The following is a 15,506-nucleotide window of genomic DNA, read 5'->3' on the forward strand; positions in this document are numbered from 1 at the left end:
TGAGCCCGCCTCAGCCGCTGAAATGCTTGGAGAGCTTGAGCGACTGGCCCTGATAGTTCGACTTGAGGTCCGCGCCGTACAGCGCCCTTGGCCGGCGCGCCATGCGCTCATAGACCAGCCGGCCCACCACCTGCCCGTCCTCGAGGATGAACGGCACATCGCGCGAGCGCACTTCCAGCACCGCCCGCGCCCCGGCCCCGCCCGCGCCGGCATGGCCGAAGCCCGGATCGAAGAAACCGGCATAGTGCACGCGGAACTCGCCCACCAGCGCGTCGAACGGCATCATCTCGCAGGCATAGTCGGGCGGCACATGCACCGCCTCCTTCGAGGCCAGGATGTAGAACTGGCCCGGATCGAGGATCAGCGAGCCCGAGCCGTCGGCATCGAGCCTGTCCCAGAACTCGGCCACGCGATAGGCGCCGACCCGGTCGACATCGATCAGCCCCGTATGGCGCCTGGCGCGGTAGCCGATCACGCCGTCGAAGCCGGACAGGTCCACGCTGACCGCCACGCCGCCCTGGATGTTGGGCTCGGCCGAGGCCACAAGCGTCTCGCGGCCGTGCAGTTCGGCCAGCTCCGCGTCGTCAAGCCGCGCGCCCCCTGCCCTGAAGCGGATCTGGCTCAGCCGCGAGCCGGTGCGCGCCAGGATGGGGAAGGTGCGCGGGCTGATCTCGATGTAGAGCGGCCCGTGATAGCCTTCCTCGACCACGTCGAACTCGCGCGAGCGGTCGGTGATGACGCGCGTGAACACATCAAGGCGGCCGGTCGAGCTTTTCGGATTGGCCGAGGCCGCAAGCCCTGCCGGCAGCGCGAGGCTTTCGAGCAGTTCGGCGATGTAGACGCAGCCGGTCTCGAGCACGGCCCCGGCGGTGAGGTCGATCTCGTGCAGCGCCAACTGGTCGAGGCGCTGGCGCAGCAGCCGTTCACGGCCGGGCAGGAAGCTGGCCCGCACCCGCCAGGCGCGGCGGCCCAGCCTCAGTTCGAGGCTGGAGGGCTGGATCTGCCCTTCCACGGGCGGCACGCCGGTGCGGACCACGCCCGAGGCGATCATGGCCGCGATCGTCTCGTCGGACTGGATGCCGGGCAGGATCGGCGTCATCGGGCTGGGGTTCATGGCGTGAGCGTGAAGGCGAGGTCAGGATCAACGCTTCTTACGCCTCACGCCCGAAATCGCAACAGGCATCGATGCAAAAGCCGGGGAAAGCCGTCAATCGCGGAACGTCGCCCAGGCGATCAGGCTGCGGCTGATCGCTGTGGCGAGCACCAGCGGGGCAAAGGCATAGGCCAGCACGCAGAACCAGTCAGGCGCGAGCAGCATGGCGACGAAGACGAGGATGGTCTCCGATCCCTCCGCCAGGCCGGCGGTAAAATACAGGCTCTTGTGCCCGCGGCTCGTCGTCTCGAGGCCGCGCTTCGCGGCAAGCGCCGCATAGGCGAGGAATGTCGCGCCGTTGAGGTAGAAGCTGGCGAGCAGCACCGCCGCCGGCAGGGCGTTGAGGGCCGGGTCCCGCAGCGCGAAGGCCAGCGGCACCGCACCGTAGAAGGCGAAGTCGCAGACGATGTCGAGGAAGCCGCCCCGATCGGTGCGGCGGCGCGCCTCGGCGATGGCTCCGTCCAGCCCGTCGCAGAAGCGGCCGAGCCCGAGCAGAACCAGCGCCAGAAGGTCGAGCCGCAGCCAGATCGCCGCCGCGCAGCCCACCCCGCAGGCGAGGCCCAGAAGCGTCACGGCATCGGCGGTGACGCCGCGCCGCGCCAGCGCGCGTCCCATCTCAAGAAGCGGAGGATCGATGATGCGCCGCATGATGCCGTCGAGCATCGGTCCTCCTCGGTGGCGGGCCTGGGCGGCCGGGCGGGCTCGCGTGTCGCAGGCCCTGACGGCCAGAGCGGGCATGACACCGCCTTTGCCGCCAGATACGATATGGTCAAGCCTTGTGCAGCCTCGAAAGGTGCCATCATGTACAACGCCACGACGCGGGGCGTTCACATCTCTGTGACGCCCGAATTCATGGAGACGGAATCGTCCCCGGCCGATCAGCGCTTTTTCTGGGCCTACACCATCGAGATCGTGAACAACGCCGCCGAAACGGTGCAGCTCGTCTCGCGGCACTGGCGCATCACCGATGGCAACGGCCAGCTTCACGAGGTGAAGGGGCCGGGCGTGGTCGGGGAGCAGCCTGTGCTGCGCGCGGGCGAGCGCTTCCGCTACACCTCCGGCTGTCCGCTGGCCACGCCGCATGGCTCGATGACCGGCACCTTCGAGATGCTGATGGAGGATGGCGGCCGCTTCGATGCCGTGATCCCGCCATTCCCGCTGCAGAGCCCGCACGCCCGCGTCACGCTGCACTGAGGCTCGGATGCATGGGCTTCCCCGTCGCAAATCAGCCGTGAAGCGGTCTATGCTGCCATCCATGCCTCGTCTGCTCGCCGCTGCTCTCGCCCTCGCCGTCTCCGCCGCCTGGCCCCTCCCGATGAGCGCGCAGGAGCTGCGTGGCCATGGCGGTCCTGTCAGGGCCGTGGCCGTCTCGCCCGATGGCGCGTTCGCCATCACGGGCTCGTTCGACCAGTCCGTGATCCTGTGGCGGCTGCGGGCGGGCGTGGCCGAGGCGGTGCTGCGGTTCCACGAGGGCTCGGTGAACGCCGCCCTTGCGCTGGCCGACGGCCGCTTCGCCAGCGCCGGGGAGGATGGGCGCATCGCCATCTGGCGCGTCGGCCAGGCCGCGCCGGATCGCATCGTCACCGGCCATTCCGCGCCTGTCGCGGCGCTTGCCCTTTCCCCGGATGGCGGCGTCATCGGCTCCGCCTCCTGGGACGGCACGGCGCGGCTCACCCCGCTTGGCGGCGGCGAGGCGCGGGTGCTTGAGGGGCATCGCGGCCAGGTCAACGGCATCGCCTTCCTGCCGGGCGGCGGCGTCGTCACGGCGGGCTATGACGCGACGCTGCGCTTCTGGACCGCCGATGGCGCGCCGGCGCGCATCGTCACCTTGCCAGCCGTGCTCAACAGCGTTGTCGCCGCGCCCGATGGCGAGGCTGCGGTGGCGGGCGCCGATGGCCGCCTGCGCTTCGTCGGCGCCGATGGCGCGGCCGGCGCCGAACTCGCCATCGCCGAGACCCCGCTCGTGGCGCTGTCCATCACGCGCGACGGCTCAGCCCTGGCCACCGGCGGCATCAGGGGCAATGTCTCCATCATCGATCGCCGCTCGAAGACGGTGCGCGCCAATCTGGTCGGGCCGGGGCTGCCGGTCTGGTCGCTCGCCTTCACGCCGGATGGCGCGGAGGTGCTCTCGGGCGGGGCCGACCGGCTTGTGCGCCGCTGGAACGCGAGCACCGGCGAGCATATCGGCGCGGTGGTGCCGCGCGCTGGCGCCGATCCGCTCGAGGCTTTCCGGGGCGAGCGCGGCGCGCAGGTGTTTCGCGCCTGCGCCGCCTGCCACACCCTGACGCCCGATGACGGCGCGCGGGCCGGGCCCACCCTGCACGGTGTCATGGGCCGCCGCATCGGTACAGCGCCGGGCTACGCCTTCTCGCCTGCGTTGCAGCAGATGGACATCATCTGGAGCCGCGAGACCATCGCGCGCCTGTTCGAGATCGGGCCCAACGCCATGACGCCCGGCACCAAGATGCCCGAGCAGGTCATCATCTCCGCCGAGGACCGCAAGGCGCTGGTGGACTGGCTGGAGAAGGTGACGCGCTGAGGCTCAGCCGAGCGGGTCCTCCCCGCGCTCCCGCCGTTCGCGCAGGTAGTCCTCCGTCGTGCGCGGGCTCGGGCGCGGCCGGTTCTCGTGCGGATCGAAGCTCTCGTTGACGACGACCTCGACGCGGCAATCCTCGCACATGCGGATCAGCGAGGCGCGCCTGGCCATGTCGCCGGCGAACATCCAGTGCTTGTTCTCGAGCTTGGCCACGATGCGGTTGATGGTGGACTGCACGCCGAAGCCCTTGCCGCACTGGATGCAGTGGGCCGGCTCCTCCTGCTTCACCACCCGCGCCGGTTCCGCCCAGGCCTTGAAGTCTATGCGCGGCTCCAGCGTGATGACCTTCTCGGGGCAGGTGGCGGCGCACAGCCCGCACTGCACGCACAGGTCCTCCTGGAATTTCAGCGTCGGCTTGTCCTTGTCGTCCTGCAGGGCCTGAACCGGGCAGGCGGAGACGCAGGCCAGGCACAGCGTGCAGCCATCGACATTGATCTCGAGCCCGCCGAAGGGCGCGCGCGCCGGCATCGCCACGGCCTCGACCGGCGCGGGCGCGGCGCGGTGCAGCTCGCCGATCGTGGTCTTGAGCAGCTGGCGGCCCTGGCCCATGGGCCGGAAGCGCGCCGGGTTCGGGCTCGGCATGCCGGGGCTTGGCAGGTCGAGCGCCTGCCGCAGCGCATCGGGATCATCGGTCTCGATCAGCCCGGCGCGGCCTTCGCCATAGCCCAGCGCGGCGCCGAGCGTGTTGGCGTAGTCGATGTTGCGGGCGAGGCCCGAGAGGTCGTGCTTCGCCTTGCCCCTGACGAGGAAGCGCACGGCCGCGGCGCCGAAGGCGAGCGCCGCGGCGCTGAGCTCCAGCCCCGCCTGCGTCACCTCGTTGAGCCTGAGCGGCAGCACATGCGCGGGCAGCCCGCGCCCGAAGCGCGCCAGCGCCTCGATCAGCGGCTCGCCATGGTCGCCGTCATGGACGAGCAGCACGGGCGGGCGTCCGCCGGCCTCGACATGGGTGGTGATGAGCGTGCGCAGCTTGCGCAGCACCACGTCGGACGGGGGCAGCGCATAGGTGATCGCGCCAGTGGGGCACACCGAGGCGCAGGCCCCGCAGCCAGCGCAGATCTCGGCGGAGACGGCGACATGATCGCCCATCGAGGTGATGGCGCCGGCGGGGCACAATTCGAGGCAGCGCGTGCAGCCGGTCTTGCGCGAGCGTGAATGGGCGCACAGCCCCTGTTCGAGGTTCACATAGGCCGGCTTGTCGAACTCGCCGACAAGCGTCGCGGCGCGGGCTGTCAGCGCCTCGATGGCTGCCCGGTCGCGCGGGTCGGCGCGGAGATAGCCCTCGCGCAGGTGATCCCCGGTGAACAGCGGCCGGCCGCCGGAAACGTCGATCACGAGGTCGCAGGAGGATTTGGCGCCGTTTCGCGTCTCGCCGAATGCCAGCCGGGCGCGCGAGGATGGCGCGGCGGCGGCAAAATCGTCGATGGTCAGCTCGAAGGCGCCGAGCCAGCCCGTCGCGCCAGCCACCGTGCCGCGGAACACGGGGAAATCCGCCACGCGCGGCGGCGTGATGTCGCCCGGCCGCGTCAGGATCACCGTCACGTCGAGGCTGTCGGACAGCCGCCGCGCTACCTCGATGGCGGTGTCGTCGCTCCCGTAGATCAGCGCAACGCCGGCGCTCGACAGGGTGGCGAAGCGCGTCGGCGCCATCGGCTCGGCCGAGGCGGCGAGCAGGGCCGCCATCTTCGGCCCGGCATCGCGGGCCTGGTCGGACCAGCCGGCCAACTCGCGGATATTGGTGAAACGCACCTCGCCCGGAAAGGCGAGGTCCTCGGCGATCTCTGCGAGGAGCGGCGCTTCCTGCGTGCAGGCGACCGTGATTTCCGAGGCGCCGGACGACAGCATGGCCTTGAAGCTGTCGACCTGGCTGCGGCACAGATGGCGAGCCGTCTTGAGCGAGGCATCCCCGCAGCCTTTGGCAATGGCCGCCACGTCGAGCGGCATCGTGTCCTCGCAACTGCAGACGGCGACGATGCGCGTGGGTTCGGCCATGAAATCCTCCTGGTCCGGTTCTTTTCGCTGGCGCCGCGCTGCCGGGCCGGCACGTCGATCCCGGCCCCTGCACTTGCGCTGAGGGCGTCTTATATGGAACTGAACGAATTCAAAACAGCCGGCGTCGCCGCAAAAAGCCGGGCCGACTGGTTTGGGCATGACAATCCGAGGATCGCATAGATGTCAGCGAGCGCGTCATCCCGGCAGGCGTCCATGCGGCGCGACCCGCTGCTGCCGCCTGGCTTCACCTGCGCCCCCTTGCGCGAGTCAGGCGATGCCTTCGCCCATGCCGTGGCTCATGCCGACGAGCTGGGGGCGGCCTCGCTGGTCTTCGTGCGCCGCTATGATCTGGTCGAGTTCGCGGTGGTGCTGGAGCCCGAGGCGCCGCTGCGCACCGCGCGGCTCGCGCATTACATGGGCATGAATGCGCTCGCCGACGCCGTGGCCGTGCATGGCCCGGCGGAGCGGCCGATGATCTTCGCCTGGCCGGATGCGCTCCTGGTCGACCATGGGCTGATCGGTGGCGGGCGCACCGCCTGGCCGGCGGATTGCGCCGAGCACGAGACCCCGCGCTGGGTCGTGTTCGGCGCCATGTTGCGCGCCGCTTCGCTGGTGGACATGGATTCAGGCCTGCGCTCTGCCGCGCCCGGCGCCGGCATCGCCATGGACGAACTCGGCTTCGAGGGCGTCACGCCGGTCGATCTGGTGGAGAGCTTCTGCCGCCACCTGATGCTCGGCTCTGATGAATGGCTCACGCGCGGGCCGAAGGCGGTGGTCAAGCGCTTCCTCGACCGGCTCGGCCGCGAACAGGGTCTGCGTCACGGCATCGAGCCCGATGGCGACCTCGTGGTGAAGAGCCAGGGCGGCGAGGAGCGGCGCAGCCTTGAGCAGGCGCTGGCGCGGGCCGACTGGTTCGACCCCGGGCGCGGGGAGCCCAAGCTGTGAAGCTGCTGCGCACCATCCGGCTGGACCCTTCCGACACCTTCGTCTTCGCCAAGGCCGCCGAGCCGGGCGAATGGGCCGTGCCGGGCTCCTTCATGTTCATCGATGCCGACATCGAGGCGCTGGGCCCCAAGGAGCGCGCCGCCTTCCGCTCGGGGTTTCTGGGCGCCGCCTCGTTCGGATGGTCGACGCTCGCCGTCGTCAGTCCGATCAGGCCTGACGAGCGCGAGGCGCTGGTGACCGCGCTCGCCGCCGCCTTCATGCGTGAGCTTGGCGCGCCTGACATCGACACGGCCCGCGCCGCCGCCGAGGAGGAGATCGCCTTCTCGGCCGCGCTGTGCGACCATCCCGAGCAGACGCTGGTCGCCGTCCATCGTTCGATCGAGGATGGCGAACCGCGCGAGCGCTTCCGCACCCTGACCCCCCGCGCCGAGGCCCTTGGCGCCGGTGCGCCGAAGGGCGGCTTCCGCGCCTTCGATTTCTTCGAGGTCGAGGGGGACGCGGATGAGGTCACCGAACATGTCGACCTTCTGGCGATGATGAAGGACAAGGCCCGATGAGCAAGCATTTCTGGGCCTCGTCCGGCCATGTCCTGCTCGAACATGACGCCTCGGGCGGCCTGCTCGTCACGGACGAGTATCTGAAGGCCTATCTCGCCCGCAAGGAGCTGATCCCCCCCGAGGATGCCTGCGCCGCCGAGCGGGCGCTCCACGCGCGGCTGCTCGACGACCCGCGCGCCGCGGTCACGGCCGCCGAGATCGCAGCCATCGAAGACGCCGACGCGCGCGAGAACTGGGGTTTCATGCTCGCCTTCCGCGACCGCCTCAGGGCCGCGCCCACGCTTGAGGCGGCCTATGTCGCCCTGACGCGCGATGGCTGGAAGGGCGTTCCACCGCTCTTCATGCTGCAGATCGCCCATGTCATCCTGCGCAACGCGCTCGATGATTGCGACGATCCCTTCGTGGTCCGCGCGGCGGAGTGCTTTTATCGCTCCCAGCGCGTCACCGTTCAGGATGGCACCATCCTTCTCGCCGATTCCGACATCGTCGAACTGCACGAGGAGGAGCGGCATGCCTCGCCGCTCCTGTCCATGATGGGCGAGGCCGCCTCCAGGAAGCTCGATGTGCTCAAGCCCGCCAATGCCGAGGGCTACTGGCAGCGCTCGGATGCCTTCGACATGGTGCTCGACCTGGGCGGCGAGCCGTCCGGCCGCGCCGCCATGGCGCGCGCGCTCGCCATCTGGATCCGTCATCTGCATGGCGTCACGGTCACCGTGGAGCCGCTCGATCGCATCGAGGATGGCGACTGGCGCTGGTTCGTGGGGCTCGATTCGGACGCAACCCGGATCGGCAACGCCCTGTGGGCCGGCAAGGCCGTGCCGCCCGAGTTGCAGGCGCGCGTCGTCGGCCTGTTCCGCCTGCGCTTCGTTGAGAACTCCCGCGTCACCGAGGTGGCGCGCGACAAGCCTGTCTATCTCATCATGGCCATGACCGAGGACCGGCATCTCAGGCTCAAGCCGCACAATCTCGTCACCGGCCTGCCGCTGCTTTCGGGCAATTGAGGAGGGGTCATGGCTGTCTCGCACAAGATGGTCGGCGTGGTGGTCGAGCGCCGCAGCATCGACAACCCCTGGGTGGACCATGTCTGGGCGCCGGTCGCGGTGTTGCCCGATGCGCCGGACGTTCCGCCATGGACCTCGCTCGGGCGCGAGGGCGGGGTCGAGCGCTTCTATCTCGGCCCGGCCGCGCTGAGCCTTTACTCGTCTGACACGGGCCACCTCATCGAGAACTTCGTTCCCGGCGCGGGCAAGCTCTGGGTGAGCGTGCGGCCCACCGGCATCGAGCCGCCGCTCGAACTGGTCGGCGTCACGGCCGACCCCAGCGAGGGCGAGGGTTTTCTCGAGGGCATGGGCGACGTGGTCGAGGCCGTTCCGATGCCCGACGGCATCGCGGAGCATGTGCTGGATTTCTACCACGCGCACCATGTCGAGCGCCCCTTCGTCAAGCGCAAGCGCGACAAGGCCGGCCGCAACGCCTTCACGCCCGGAACGCAGCAGACCCGTGCGCCGCTCACCGAAGGCGGCCGCCCGATCGGCCAGCCCGATGATGGGGATGATTGAGCGATGAGCGCGAAGGACGATCCTGGCCAGGGCGCCATGCAGGGGCTCGCCTCGTCCGGGGGCGAGGAAGGCTTCCTCGCGCGCTGGTCGCGCCGCAAGCGCGAACCGGGGCAGCCAGCCGCTCCGGCGCCAACCCTTGAGGCTGCGACGCCTCCGGCCGCCGCGCCCGACGAAGACACGCGCCCGCGTGATCCGGAAACGGGCGAGTTGATCGATGAGGAATGGCTCAAGACGCTGCCCGATGTGGCGTCGCTGGGCCCGGGCGCGGATTTGTCGCCCTTCATGCGGCGCGGCGTGCCCGAAGCGCTGCGCCGGCAAGCGCTGCGCACCCTCTGGATGGCGGACCCCGCCATCCGCGACTATGTCAGCCCGGCGCTCGATTATGCCTATGACTACAACAGCCCTGGCGGGGCGCCGGGCTATGGCCCCTTGAGCGAGTCAGACATCGAGCAGGCGCGCGCCTTCCTCGGCGAGGTGTTCAGCAAGCCCGCTTCCAGGCCGGATTCGCCCGTGTCGGAGGCCGCGGTCGGCGGCGAGGCTGCAATTCCGGACGAATTCGCGGGGCCTGGCACGAATCGTGACAATGAGTCGCAGGGGGGTGAGGTGGAGCCTCCGAATGCGCTCCGGCTAACCGATGCTGCGGCGCAACATGATTCGCTTGAGGCCCATGAGGGTGACATTTCGGAATGCGGGGGAAGTTCACCCGAAATACGTCAGAATACGCCATCAGCCACGCTTGCGGCCGGTTCCGTTGCGATGCACCGCAACATGGTCGGGCCTGAGGATAAGGCTCAAATCACTGAAAAACCCGGTGCAATGGGCCTGCCAAGGCGCCGTGGAGGCGGCGCCACCCCAATTTAAATCGGTTATTGCCGACTTTGGAATGGTTGCAAATTTCCGTGATAACCGCTCATTATCAGTTCGGACGGCTGAACCTGCGAGCAAGACGGGCTGACGCCAAAGGAATTGGGGAAACACCCTTATGAGGGATATGGCTCTGGACAGGGCAATCGAGGCTGCCGGCGGCGTGCGTGCGCTTGCCCGCGCCCTGGGCATTTCCCAGCCGGCCATCTCCTCCTGGAAGCGCATTCCCTCCGATCGGCTCGTTGCCGTCGAGGCCGCGACGGGCATTCCCCGTGCCGAATTGCGCCCTGATCTTTTCGCGGGCGCCGCGCCGCAGCAGGCTTCGCCGGACATCGCGCCCGAGGATATGGCGAGGGCCGAGGAATATGCCCTTCTCGGCGCGCTGATCTGGCGCGCGCCCACCGCCCAGCTGCTGGGCCAGCTGGCCGGCCTGCGCGGCGATGCATCGGAGCTTGGCGCAGCGCACCATATGCTTGCCGATGCTGCGCGCGCCGTCGACCCCGCAGCCCTCCAGCGCGAGTATTTCGATCTGTTCGTGGGCGTCGGCCGCGGGGAAATCCTCCCCTACGCCTCTTTCTACCGCACCGGCTTCCTGCACGAGCGGCCGCTGGCCGATGTGCGGCGGGACATGGAGGCTCTCGGCCTCGCCCGTGAAGTCCGCGTCGGCGAGCCCGAGGACCATGCGGCGATGCTTTTCGACGTCATGCGCGGCCTCATCATGGGCGAGTTCGGGGCCGATGGCCTTGATGACCGCATCTTTTTCGAACGGCACCTCAAGCCCTGGGCGGCGCGGATGTTCGTGGATCTGGAGATGACCCAGACCTCGGCCTTCTATCGCGTCGTCGGGGCCGTGGGCCGCGTGTTTCTGGAAGTCGAGGCCGGCGCCATGGAGCTGGCCGCGTGATCGAACGGGAGGACAGTGTGATGTCTGAGAAGAAAGCCAAGCAGGCGCTCGACCGCCGCGGTTTCATGAAGGTGGTCAGCTTGGGCAGCGCTGCGGCTGCGGCCTCGGTCGCGCCCGGGCTGGTCACGCCGGCCGAGGCCTACGATCCCGGCAAGGAAGAAACCAAGGGCCGCTATCGGGAGACCGATCACGTCAAGGCCTTCTACCGCACCAACGGATACTGAGGGGAACGCACATGCTGATCAAACGCAAGAGCGCAGACGCATCGCGCGGCCGCCTGCAGGCCGCGCTGGGCGGCCTGTCCGCCGGTGTCATGGACCGCCGCAGCTTCCTGCGCCGCTCTGGCCTCGTGGCCGGCGGCCTCGCCGTGGCCGGGACAATCCAGATCGGCGCCGTCCGCAAGGCCGAGGCCGCCGGCCTTGGCCCCGCGACCGGCACCAGTGTGGTCAAGAACATCTGCACCCACTGCTCGGTGGGCTGCACGGTCAAGGCCGAAGTGTCCAATGGCGTATGGGTCGGCCAGGAGCCGGCCTGGGAAAGCCCCATCAACCGCGGCACGCATTGCGCCAAGGGCGCTTCGGTGCGCGAGCTGGTGCACGGCGACCGCCGCATCAAGTATCCGATGAAGCTCGTCGGCGGCCAGTGGACCCGGATTTCCTGGGAGCAGGCCATCAACGAAATCGGCGACAAGATGCTCGAGATCCGCGCCCAGTCAGGCGCCGACTCGGCATATCTGCTTGGCTCGGCCAAGTTCTCCAATGAAGGCGCCTATCTTTTCCGCAAGTTTGCGGCCTTCTGGGGCACCAACAACGTCGACCACCAGGCCCGCATCTGCCACTCCACCACGGTGGCGGGCGTCGCCAACACCTGGGGCTATGGCGCGCAGACCAACTCATACAATGACATTCGCAATGCCAAGACCGTGATCTTCATGGGCTCCAATGCGGCCGAGGCGCATCCTGTCTCCATGCAGCATGTCCTGGCCGGCAAGGAGATCAACCGCGCCAACGTCATCGTGTTCGACCCGCGCATGACCCGCACGGCCGCCCACGCCACCGAGTATGTCCGCATCCGTTCCGGCACCGACATCGCCGTGATCTGGGGCATGATGTGGCACATCTTCAGGAACGGCTGGGAAGACAAGGAATTCATCTCCCAGCGCGTCTACGGCTTGGATGACGTCCGCAAGGAGGTCGAGAAATACGATCCGAAGACGGTCGAGGACATCACCGGCGTTCCCGAGGCGCAGCTCAAGCGCGCCGCCGAGACCTTCGCCAAGGTCAAGCCTGCCACCTTCATCTGGTGCATGGGCGTGACGCAGCACAGCGTCGGCACCGCCAACGTCCGCGCCATCTGCAATCTGCTCCTCGCCACCGGCAATGTTGGCGGCATGGGCAATGGCGCCAACATCTTCCGCGGCCACTGCAATGTGCAGGGCGCGACTGACATGGGCCTCGATGTCGGCAACCTGCCGCTCTACTATGGTCTGGTCGAGGGCGCCTGGCGCCATTGGGGCCGCGTCTGGGATGTCTCCTATGATTATCTCCAGAGCCGCTTCGACGAGGTTCCGGCCAAGGGCGGCCGCCCTGCACGCAACCGCAAGGCCAACATGGAGACGTCTGGCCACACCTCGACCCGCTGGTTCGACGCGGCGTCGTTGCCGGCCGAGCAGGTGGACCAGAAGGACAACCTGAAGGCGATGATCGTCTTCGGCCATGGCGGCAACACCATCCCGCGCATTCCGGACTCGGTGAAGGCGCTGGAAAAGCTGGATCTTCTGGTCGTGGCCGACCCCCATCCCACCAACTTCATCTCCCTGGCGCAGCGCAAGGACAACACCTACCTGTTGCCGGTCTGCACCCAGTTCGAGTGCAGCGGCACGCGCACCTGCTCGAACCGGTCGATCCAGTGGGGCGACAAGGTGGTCGAGCCGATCTTCGAATCGGCCAACGACTACTGGATCATGTACAAGCTCGCCCAGAAGCTTGGCTTCGCTGCCGACATGTTCAAGAACATCAAGCTGGTGAAGGGCAAGTTCGGCGATGAGCCGGAGGCCGAATCCATCCTGCGCGAGATCAACCGCGGCGGCTGGTCCACGGGCTACACTGGCCAGTCGCCCGAGCGCCTCAAGCTGCATATGGCTAACCAGGACAAGTTCGATCTGGTGACGCTGCGCGGCGCCAAGGGCTCGCCGGTCGAAAACGACTATTACGGCCTGCCATGGCCGTGCTGGGGCACGCCCGAGTTCAAGCACCCGGGCACGCACATCCTGTATGACACCTCGCTGGAGCCCATCAACGGCGGCGGCGCATTCCGTCCCCGCTTCGGCCTCACCCGCGAGGAGACCCGTCCCGACGGCTCCAAGGTCAACGTCACGCTGCTGGCGGAAGGCTCCTGGCCCAAGGGTTCGGAAATCCGCGACGGCTACCCCGAATTCACCTTCGGGATGCTCAAGCGGCTGGGCTGGGACAAGGACCTCACCCCGTCCGAGGCGGCGACCATCGCCTGGATCGGCGGCAATGCGGTCGATTCCGTGAGCTGGGCCAACGACCTGTCGGGCGGCATCCAGCGCGTCGCCCTCCAGCATGGCTGCGTGCCTTTCGGCAACGGCAAGGCCCGCGCCAATGCGTGGAACCTGCCCGACCCGATCCCGGTCCATCGCGAGCCTATCTACACCCCGCGCGTCGATCTTGTGGCCAAGTGGCCTGCACGTCCGGATGAGCGCACCCTGCGCATCCCGAACCTGCACACCACCTTCCAGAAGGCTGCGATCGAGAAGGGGGTTGCCAAGGCGTTCCCGATCATCCTCACCTCCGGCCGCCTGGTCGAATATGAGGGCGGCGGCGAGGAAACCCGCTCCAACAAATGGCTGGCCGAGCTTCAGCAGGACATGTTCGTCGAGATCAATCCCGAGGACGCAGGTCCCCGCGGCATCCGCGATGGCCAGTTCGTCTGGGTCTCCGGTCCGGAGAGCAACAGCAAGGCCCGCGTCAAGGCGCTGGTGACCGAGCGTGTCGGCAAGGGCGTGGCCTTCATGCCCTTCCACTTCGGCGGCTTCTACCAGGGCCGCGATCAGCGTGGAAACTATCCGAAGGGAACGGACCCGATCGTGCTCGGCGAGAGCGTGAACACGGTCACGACCTACGGCTATGACCCGGTGACCGGCATGCACGAAGGCAAGGTCACGCTCGTCCAGATTGCAGCGGCCTGAGGGAGGATCTGAATTATGGCTCGCATGAAATTTCTCTGCGACGCGGACCGCTGCATCGAATGCAACGCCTGCGTCACCGCCTGCAAGAACGAGAACGAGGTGCCATGGGGCATCAACCGCCGCCGTGTCGTCACCATTAATGACGGCAAGCCCGGCGAACGCTCCATCTCCATGGCCTGCATGCACTGCACAGATGCGCCCTGCGCCGCTGTGTGCCCGGTCGACTGCTTCTACGTGACGGTCGACAAGGTGGTGCTGCACTCCAAGGATCTGTGCATCGGCTGCGGCTACTGCTTCTACGCCTGCCCCTTCGGCGCGCCGCAGTATCCGAAGGTCGGCAACTTCGGCTCGCGCGGCAAGATGGACAAGTGCACCTTCTGCGCCGGCGGCCCCGAGGCCGATCTCAGCCCTGCCGAGTTCCAGAAGTATGGCTCCAACCGTCTGGCGGAGGGCAAGCTGCCGCTCTGCGCCGAGATGTGCTCGACCAAGTCGCTCCTGGCCGGCGATGGCGACATCATCGCCAAGATCTACAAGGAGCGCGTGGTCAAGCGCGGCTACGGCTCCGGCGCCTGGGGCTGGAAGACGGCCTACAAGGAAACCGTCGCCATCTGACGCACGGAAGGCCGCCGGCGCTGCCGGCGGCTGTCCGCCTTCTCAATTCACAGTTTCCGGAGGGACAACATGCGTCTGACGCGGTCCATTCTTTCTTTTCTTGGCATGGCGGCCCTGGCTGTCGGCCTTGGCCTTTCCGCCCCGGCCTCTGCCCAGCAGGGCGCGCCGATCAATCCGACTGCCAGGGCGGTGACCGAGGAGCAGCTTCTCAATGCGCTGCGTCCCGGCGCGAATGCCGAGATCGGCGGCCGCGTCTCCATTCCCGATGCCAAGTCCTCGACGCTGATCCGCCCCGCCGGGCGCGACTGGCGCGAGTTCCATCAGGGCACGATGCATCTGGTCGGCGCCATCGCCATCCTGGGCATGATCGCCGTGCTCGCGGCGTTCTGGTTCACGCGCGGCAAGATCATGATCGCCGGCGGCCCCTCGGGCCAGACCATCCTGCGCTTCGGCGCGGTGGACCGTTTCGTCCACTGGACGACGGCGGGCTGCTTCATCGTTCTTGCCCTCACCGGCCTCAACATCACCTTCGGCAAGGCGCTGCTGATTCCGGTCTTCGGCGAGTCCGCCTTCGCGGCTGCGGCGCAGCTCGGCAAGTATGCGCACAACTATCTCGCCTTCCCGTTCATGATCGGCCTCGTGCTGATGTTCCTGATCTGGGTGAAGGACAACATCCCGACCGCCCTCGATGTGCAGTGGTTCCTCCAGGGCGGGGGCCTGATCGGCAAGGGCCACCCCAAGGCCAGGCGCTTCAACGGCGGCCAGAAGATGGTGTTCTGGTCAGTGATCCTCGGCGGCGCGGCGCTGTCGCTGTCGGGCTGGTATCTCCTCTTCCCCTACACCGCCGGCGGCGTCCTCAACCTCCAGTTCTGGAACGTGGTCCACGGCGTGGTGAGCATGGTCCTGATCGGCGCCATGCTCGCTCATGCCTATATCGGCTCGGTCGGTATGGAAGGCGCCTTCGACGCCATGGGCTCGGGCGAGGTGGACCTCAACTGGGCCAGGGAGCATCACGGCCTCTGGGTCGAGGAAGAGATGAGCAAGGGCACGATTCCTGGCCGTCTTCAGGCCGCCGAGTGATCTGAACCTTCCCCGATGACGGGTTGAAACGGGCGC

15 protein-coding genes are annotated in these 15,506 nt (G+C 68.1%); 12 read left to right on the top strand and 3 right to left on the bottom strand.

All coding sequences use genetic code 11. The features are described from left to right. Positions 1-10 precede the first annotated feature (10 nt). Together HEQ16_03255 and HEQ16_03260 are read right to left on the bottom strand one after the other, a co-directional pair. Positions 11-1,099 (bottom strand): 2'-deoxycytidine 5'-triphosphate deaminase, encoded by a 1,089-nt coding sequence (locus HEQ16_03255; GenBank protein ID MCO4053075.1) that lies wholly within the window; start codon positions 1,097-1,099, stop codon positions 11-13. Positions 1,100-1,207: 108 nt separating this feature from the next. Continuing rightward, on the bottom strand, positions 1,208-1,816 hold the full coding sequence (locus HEQ16_03260) for a CDP-alcohol phosphatidyltransferase family protein (protein ID MCO4053076.1): 609 nt from the start codon (positions 1,814-1,816) through the stop codon (positions 1,208-1,210). A 138-nt stretch (positions 1,817-1,954) separates the two neighbouring features. Here HEQ16_03260 and apaG point away from each other — a divergent pair, with 138 nt between their 5' ends. Next, positions 1,955-2,347 carry a Co2+/Mg2+ efflux protein ApaG gene (gene apaG, locus HEQ16_03265; GenBank protein MCO4053077.1) on the top strand — a complete coding sequence of 131 codons (393 nt, stop codon included), beginning with the start codon at positions 1,955-1,957 and terminating at the stop codon, positions 2,345-2,347. A gap of 61 nt (positions 2,348-2,408) precedes the next feature. Next, positions 2,409-3,692 carry a c-type cytochrome gene (locus HEQ16_03270; GenBank protein MCO4053078.1) on the top strand — a complete coding sequence of 428 codons (1,284 nt, stop codon included), beginning with the start codon at positions 2,409-2,411 and terminating at the stop codon, positions 3,690-3,692. A gap of 3 nt (positions 3,693-3,695) precedes the next feature. Here the strand turns inward: HEQ16_03270 and HEQ16_03275 are convergent, their stop codons facing one another. Then, on the bottom strand, positions 3,696-5,738 hold the full coding sequence (locus tag HEQ16_03275) for a 4Fe-4S binding protein (protein ID MCO4053079.1): 2,043 nt from the start codon (positions 5,736-5,738) through the stop codon (positions 3,696-3,698). Positions 5,739-5,951: 213 nt separating this feature from the next. Between HEQ16_03275 and HEQ16_03280 the strand changes: the two genes are divergently transcribed. The 10 genes from HEQ16_03280 to HEQ16_03325 all read left to right on the top strand — a co-directional run bounded on the left by HEQ16_03280 (position 5,952) and on the right by HEQ16_03325 (position 15,470). Next, positions 5,952-6,683, top strand: coding sequence for a hypothetical protein (locus tag HEQ16_03280; GenBank protein ID MCO4053080.1), 732 nt, complete (start codon positions 5,952-5,954; stop codon positions 6,681-6,683). Continuing rightward, on the top strand, positions 6,680-7,240 hold the full coding sequence (locus HEQ16_03285; GenBank protein ID MCO4053081.1) for a hypothetical protein: 561 nt from the start codon (positions 6,680-6,682) through the stop codon (positions 7,238-7,240). Before HEQ16_03280 ends, HEQ16_03285 begins: the two co-directional genes overlap by 4 nt. Further along, on the top strand, positions 7,237-8,241 hold the full coding sequence (locus HEQ16_03290) for a hypothetical protein (GenBank protein MCO4053082.1): 1,005 nt from the start codon (positions 7,237-7,239) through the stop codon (positions 8,239-8,241). Before HEQ16_03285 ends, HEQ16_03290 begins: the two co-directional genes overlap by 4 nt. A gap of 9 nt (positions 8,242-8,250) precedes the next feature. Then, complete coding sequence (locus HEQ16_03295; GenBank protein MCO4053083.1) at positions 8,251-8,799, top strand: DUF3305 domain-containing protein; 549 nt, start codon at positions 8,251-8,253, stop codon at positions 8,797-8,799. Between the two features lie 3 nt (positions 8,800-8,802). Beyond that, on the top strand, positions 8,803-9,660 hold the full coding sequence (locus HEQ16_03300; GenBank protein MCO4053084.1) for a DUF3306 domain-containing protein: 858 nt from the start codon (positions 8,803-8,805) through the stop codon (positions 9,658-9,660). A 121-nt stretch (positions 9,661-9,781) separates the two neighbouring features. Next, on the top strand, positions 9,782-10,567 hold the full coding sequence (locus tag HEQ16_03305; protein ID MCO4053085.1) for a molecular chaperone: 786 nt from the start codon (positions 9,782-9,784) through the stop codon (positions 10,565-10,567). Between the two features lie 20 nt (positions 10,568-10,587). Beyond that, the gene (locus HEQ16_03310; GenBank protein MCO4053086.1) at positions 10,588-10,791 is read left to right on the top strand and encodes a twin-arginine translocation signal domain-containing protein; all 204 of its coding nucleotides are present in this window, start codon (positions 10,588-10,590) and stop codon (positions 10,789-10,791) included. An 11-nt stretch (positions 10,792-10,802) separates the two neighbouring features. Then, the gene (locus HEQ16_03315; GenBank protein MCO4053087.1) at positions 10,803-13,778 is read left to right on the top strand and encodes a formate dehydrogenase subunit alpha; all 2,976 of its coding nucleotides are present in this window, start codon (positions 10,803-10,805) and stop codon (positions 13,776-13,778) included. A 15-nt stretch (positions 13,779-13,793) separates the two neighbouring features. Beyond that, on the top strand, positions 13,794-14,390 hold the full coding sequence (locus HEQ16_03320; GenBank protein MCO4053088.1) for a 4Fe-4S dicluster domain-containing protein: 597 nt from the start codon (positions 13,794-13,796) through the stop codon (positions 14,388-14,390). A gap of 69 nt (positions 14,391-14,459) precedes the next feature. Continuing rightward, positions 14,460-15,470, top strand: coding sequence for a formate dehydrogenase subunit gamma (locus HEQ16_03325; GenBank protein MCO4053089.1), 1,011 nt, complete (start codon positions 14,460-14,462; stop codon positions 15,468-15,470). Positions 15,471-15,506: the final 36 nt, after the last annotated feature.

It is taken from the genome of Bosea sp. (in: a-proteobacteria) (genome assembly GCA_023910605.1).
Classification (GTDB): domain Bacteria; phylum Pseudomonadota; class Alphaproteobacteria; order Rhizobiales; family Beijerinckiaceae; genus Allobosea.

Bases quoted from the DNA above. Each gene is read 5' to 3' on its own strand.
- HEQ16_03255 (MCO4053075.1), bottom strand. From the start codon at position 1,099: ATGACGCCGATCCTGCCCGGCATCCAGTCCGACGAGACGATCGCGGCC.
- HEQ16_03260 (MCO4053076.1), bottom strand. From the start codon at position 1,816: ATGCTCGACGGCATCATGCGGCGCATCATCGATCCTCCGCTTCTTGAG.
- apaG (MCO4053077.1), top strand. From the start codon at position 1,955: ATGTACAACGCCACGACGCGGGGCGTTCACATCTCTGTGACGCCCGAA.
- HEQ16_03270 (MCO4053078.1), top strand. From the start codon at position 2,409: ATGCCTCGTCTGCTCGCCGCTGCTCTCGCCCTCGCCGTCTCCGCCGCC.
- HEQ16_03275 (MCO4053079.1), bottom strand. From the start codon at position 5,738: ATGGCCGAACCCACGCGCATCGTCGCCGTCTGCAGTTGCGAGGACACG.
- HEQ16_03280 (MCO4053080.1), top strand. From the start codon at position 5,952: ATGCGGCGCGACCCGCTGCTGCCGCCTGGCTTCACCTGCGCCCCCTTG.
- HEQ16_03290 (MCO4053082.1), top strand. From the start codon at position 7,237: ATGAGCAAGCATTTCTGGGCCTCGTCCGGCCATGTCCTGCTCGAACAT.
- HEQ16_03295 (MCO4053083.1), top strand. From the start codon at position 8,251: ATGGCTGTCTCGCACAAGATGGTCGGCGTGGTGGTCGAGCGCCGCAGC.
- HEQ16_03300 (MCO4053084.1), top strand. From the start codon at position 8,803: ATGAGCGCGAAGGACGATCCTGGCCAGGGCGCCATGCAGGGGCTCGCC.
- HEQ16_03305 (MCO4053085.1), top strand. From the start codon at position 9,782: ATGAGGGATATGGCTCTGGACAGGGCAATCGAGGCTGCCGGCGGCGTG.
- HEQ16_03310 (MCO4053086.1), top strand. From the start codon at position 10,588: ATGTCTGAGAAGAAAGCCAAGCAGGCGCTCGACCGCCGCGGTTTCATG.
- HEQ16_03315 (MCO4053087.1), top strand. From the start codon at position 10,803: ATGCTGATCAAACGCAAGAGCGCAGACGCATCGCGCGGCCGCCTGCAG.
- HEQ16_03320 (MCO4053088.1), top strand. From the start codon at position 13,794: ATGGCTCGCATGAAATTTCTCTGCGACGCGGACCGCTGCATCGAATGC.
- HEQ16_03325 (MCO4053089.1), top strand. From the start codon at position 14,460: ATGCGTCTGACGCGGTCCATTCTTTCTTTTCTTGGCATGGCGGCCCTG.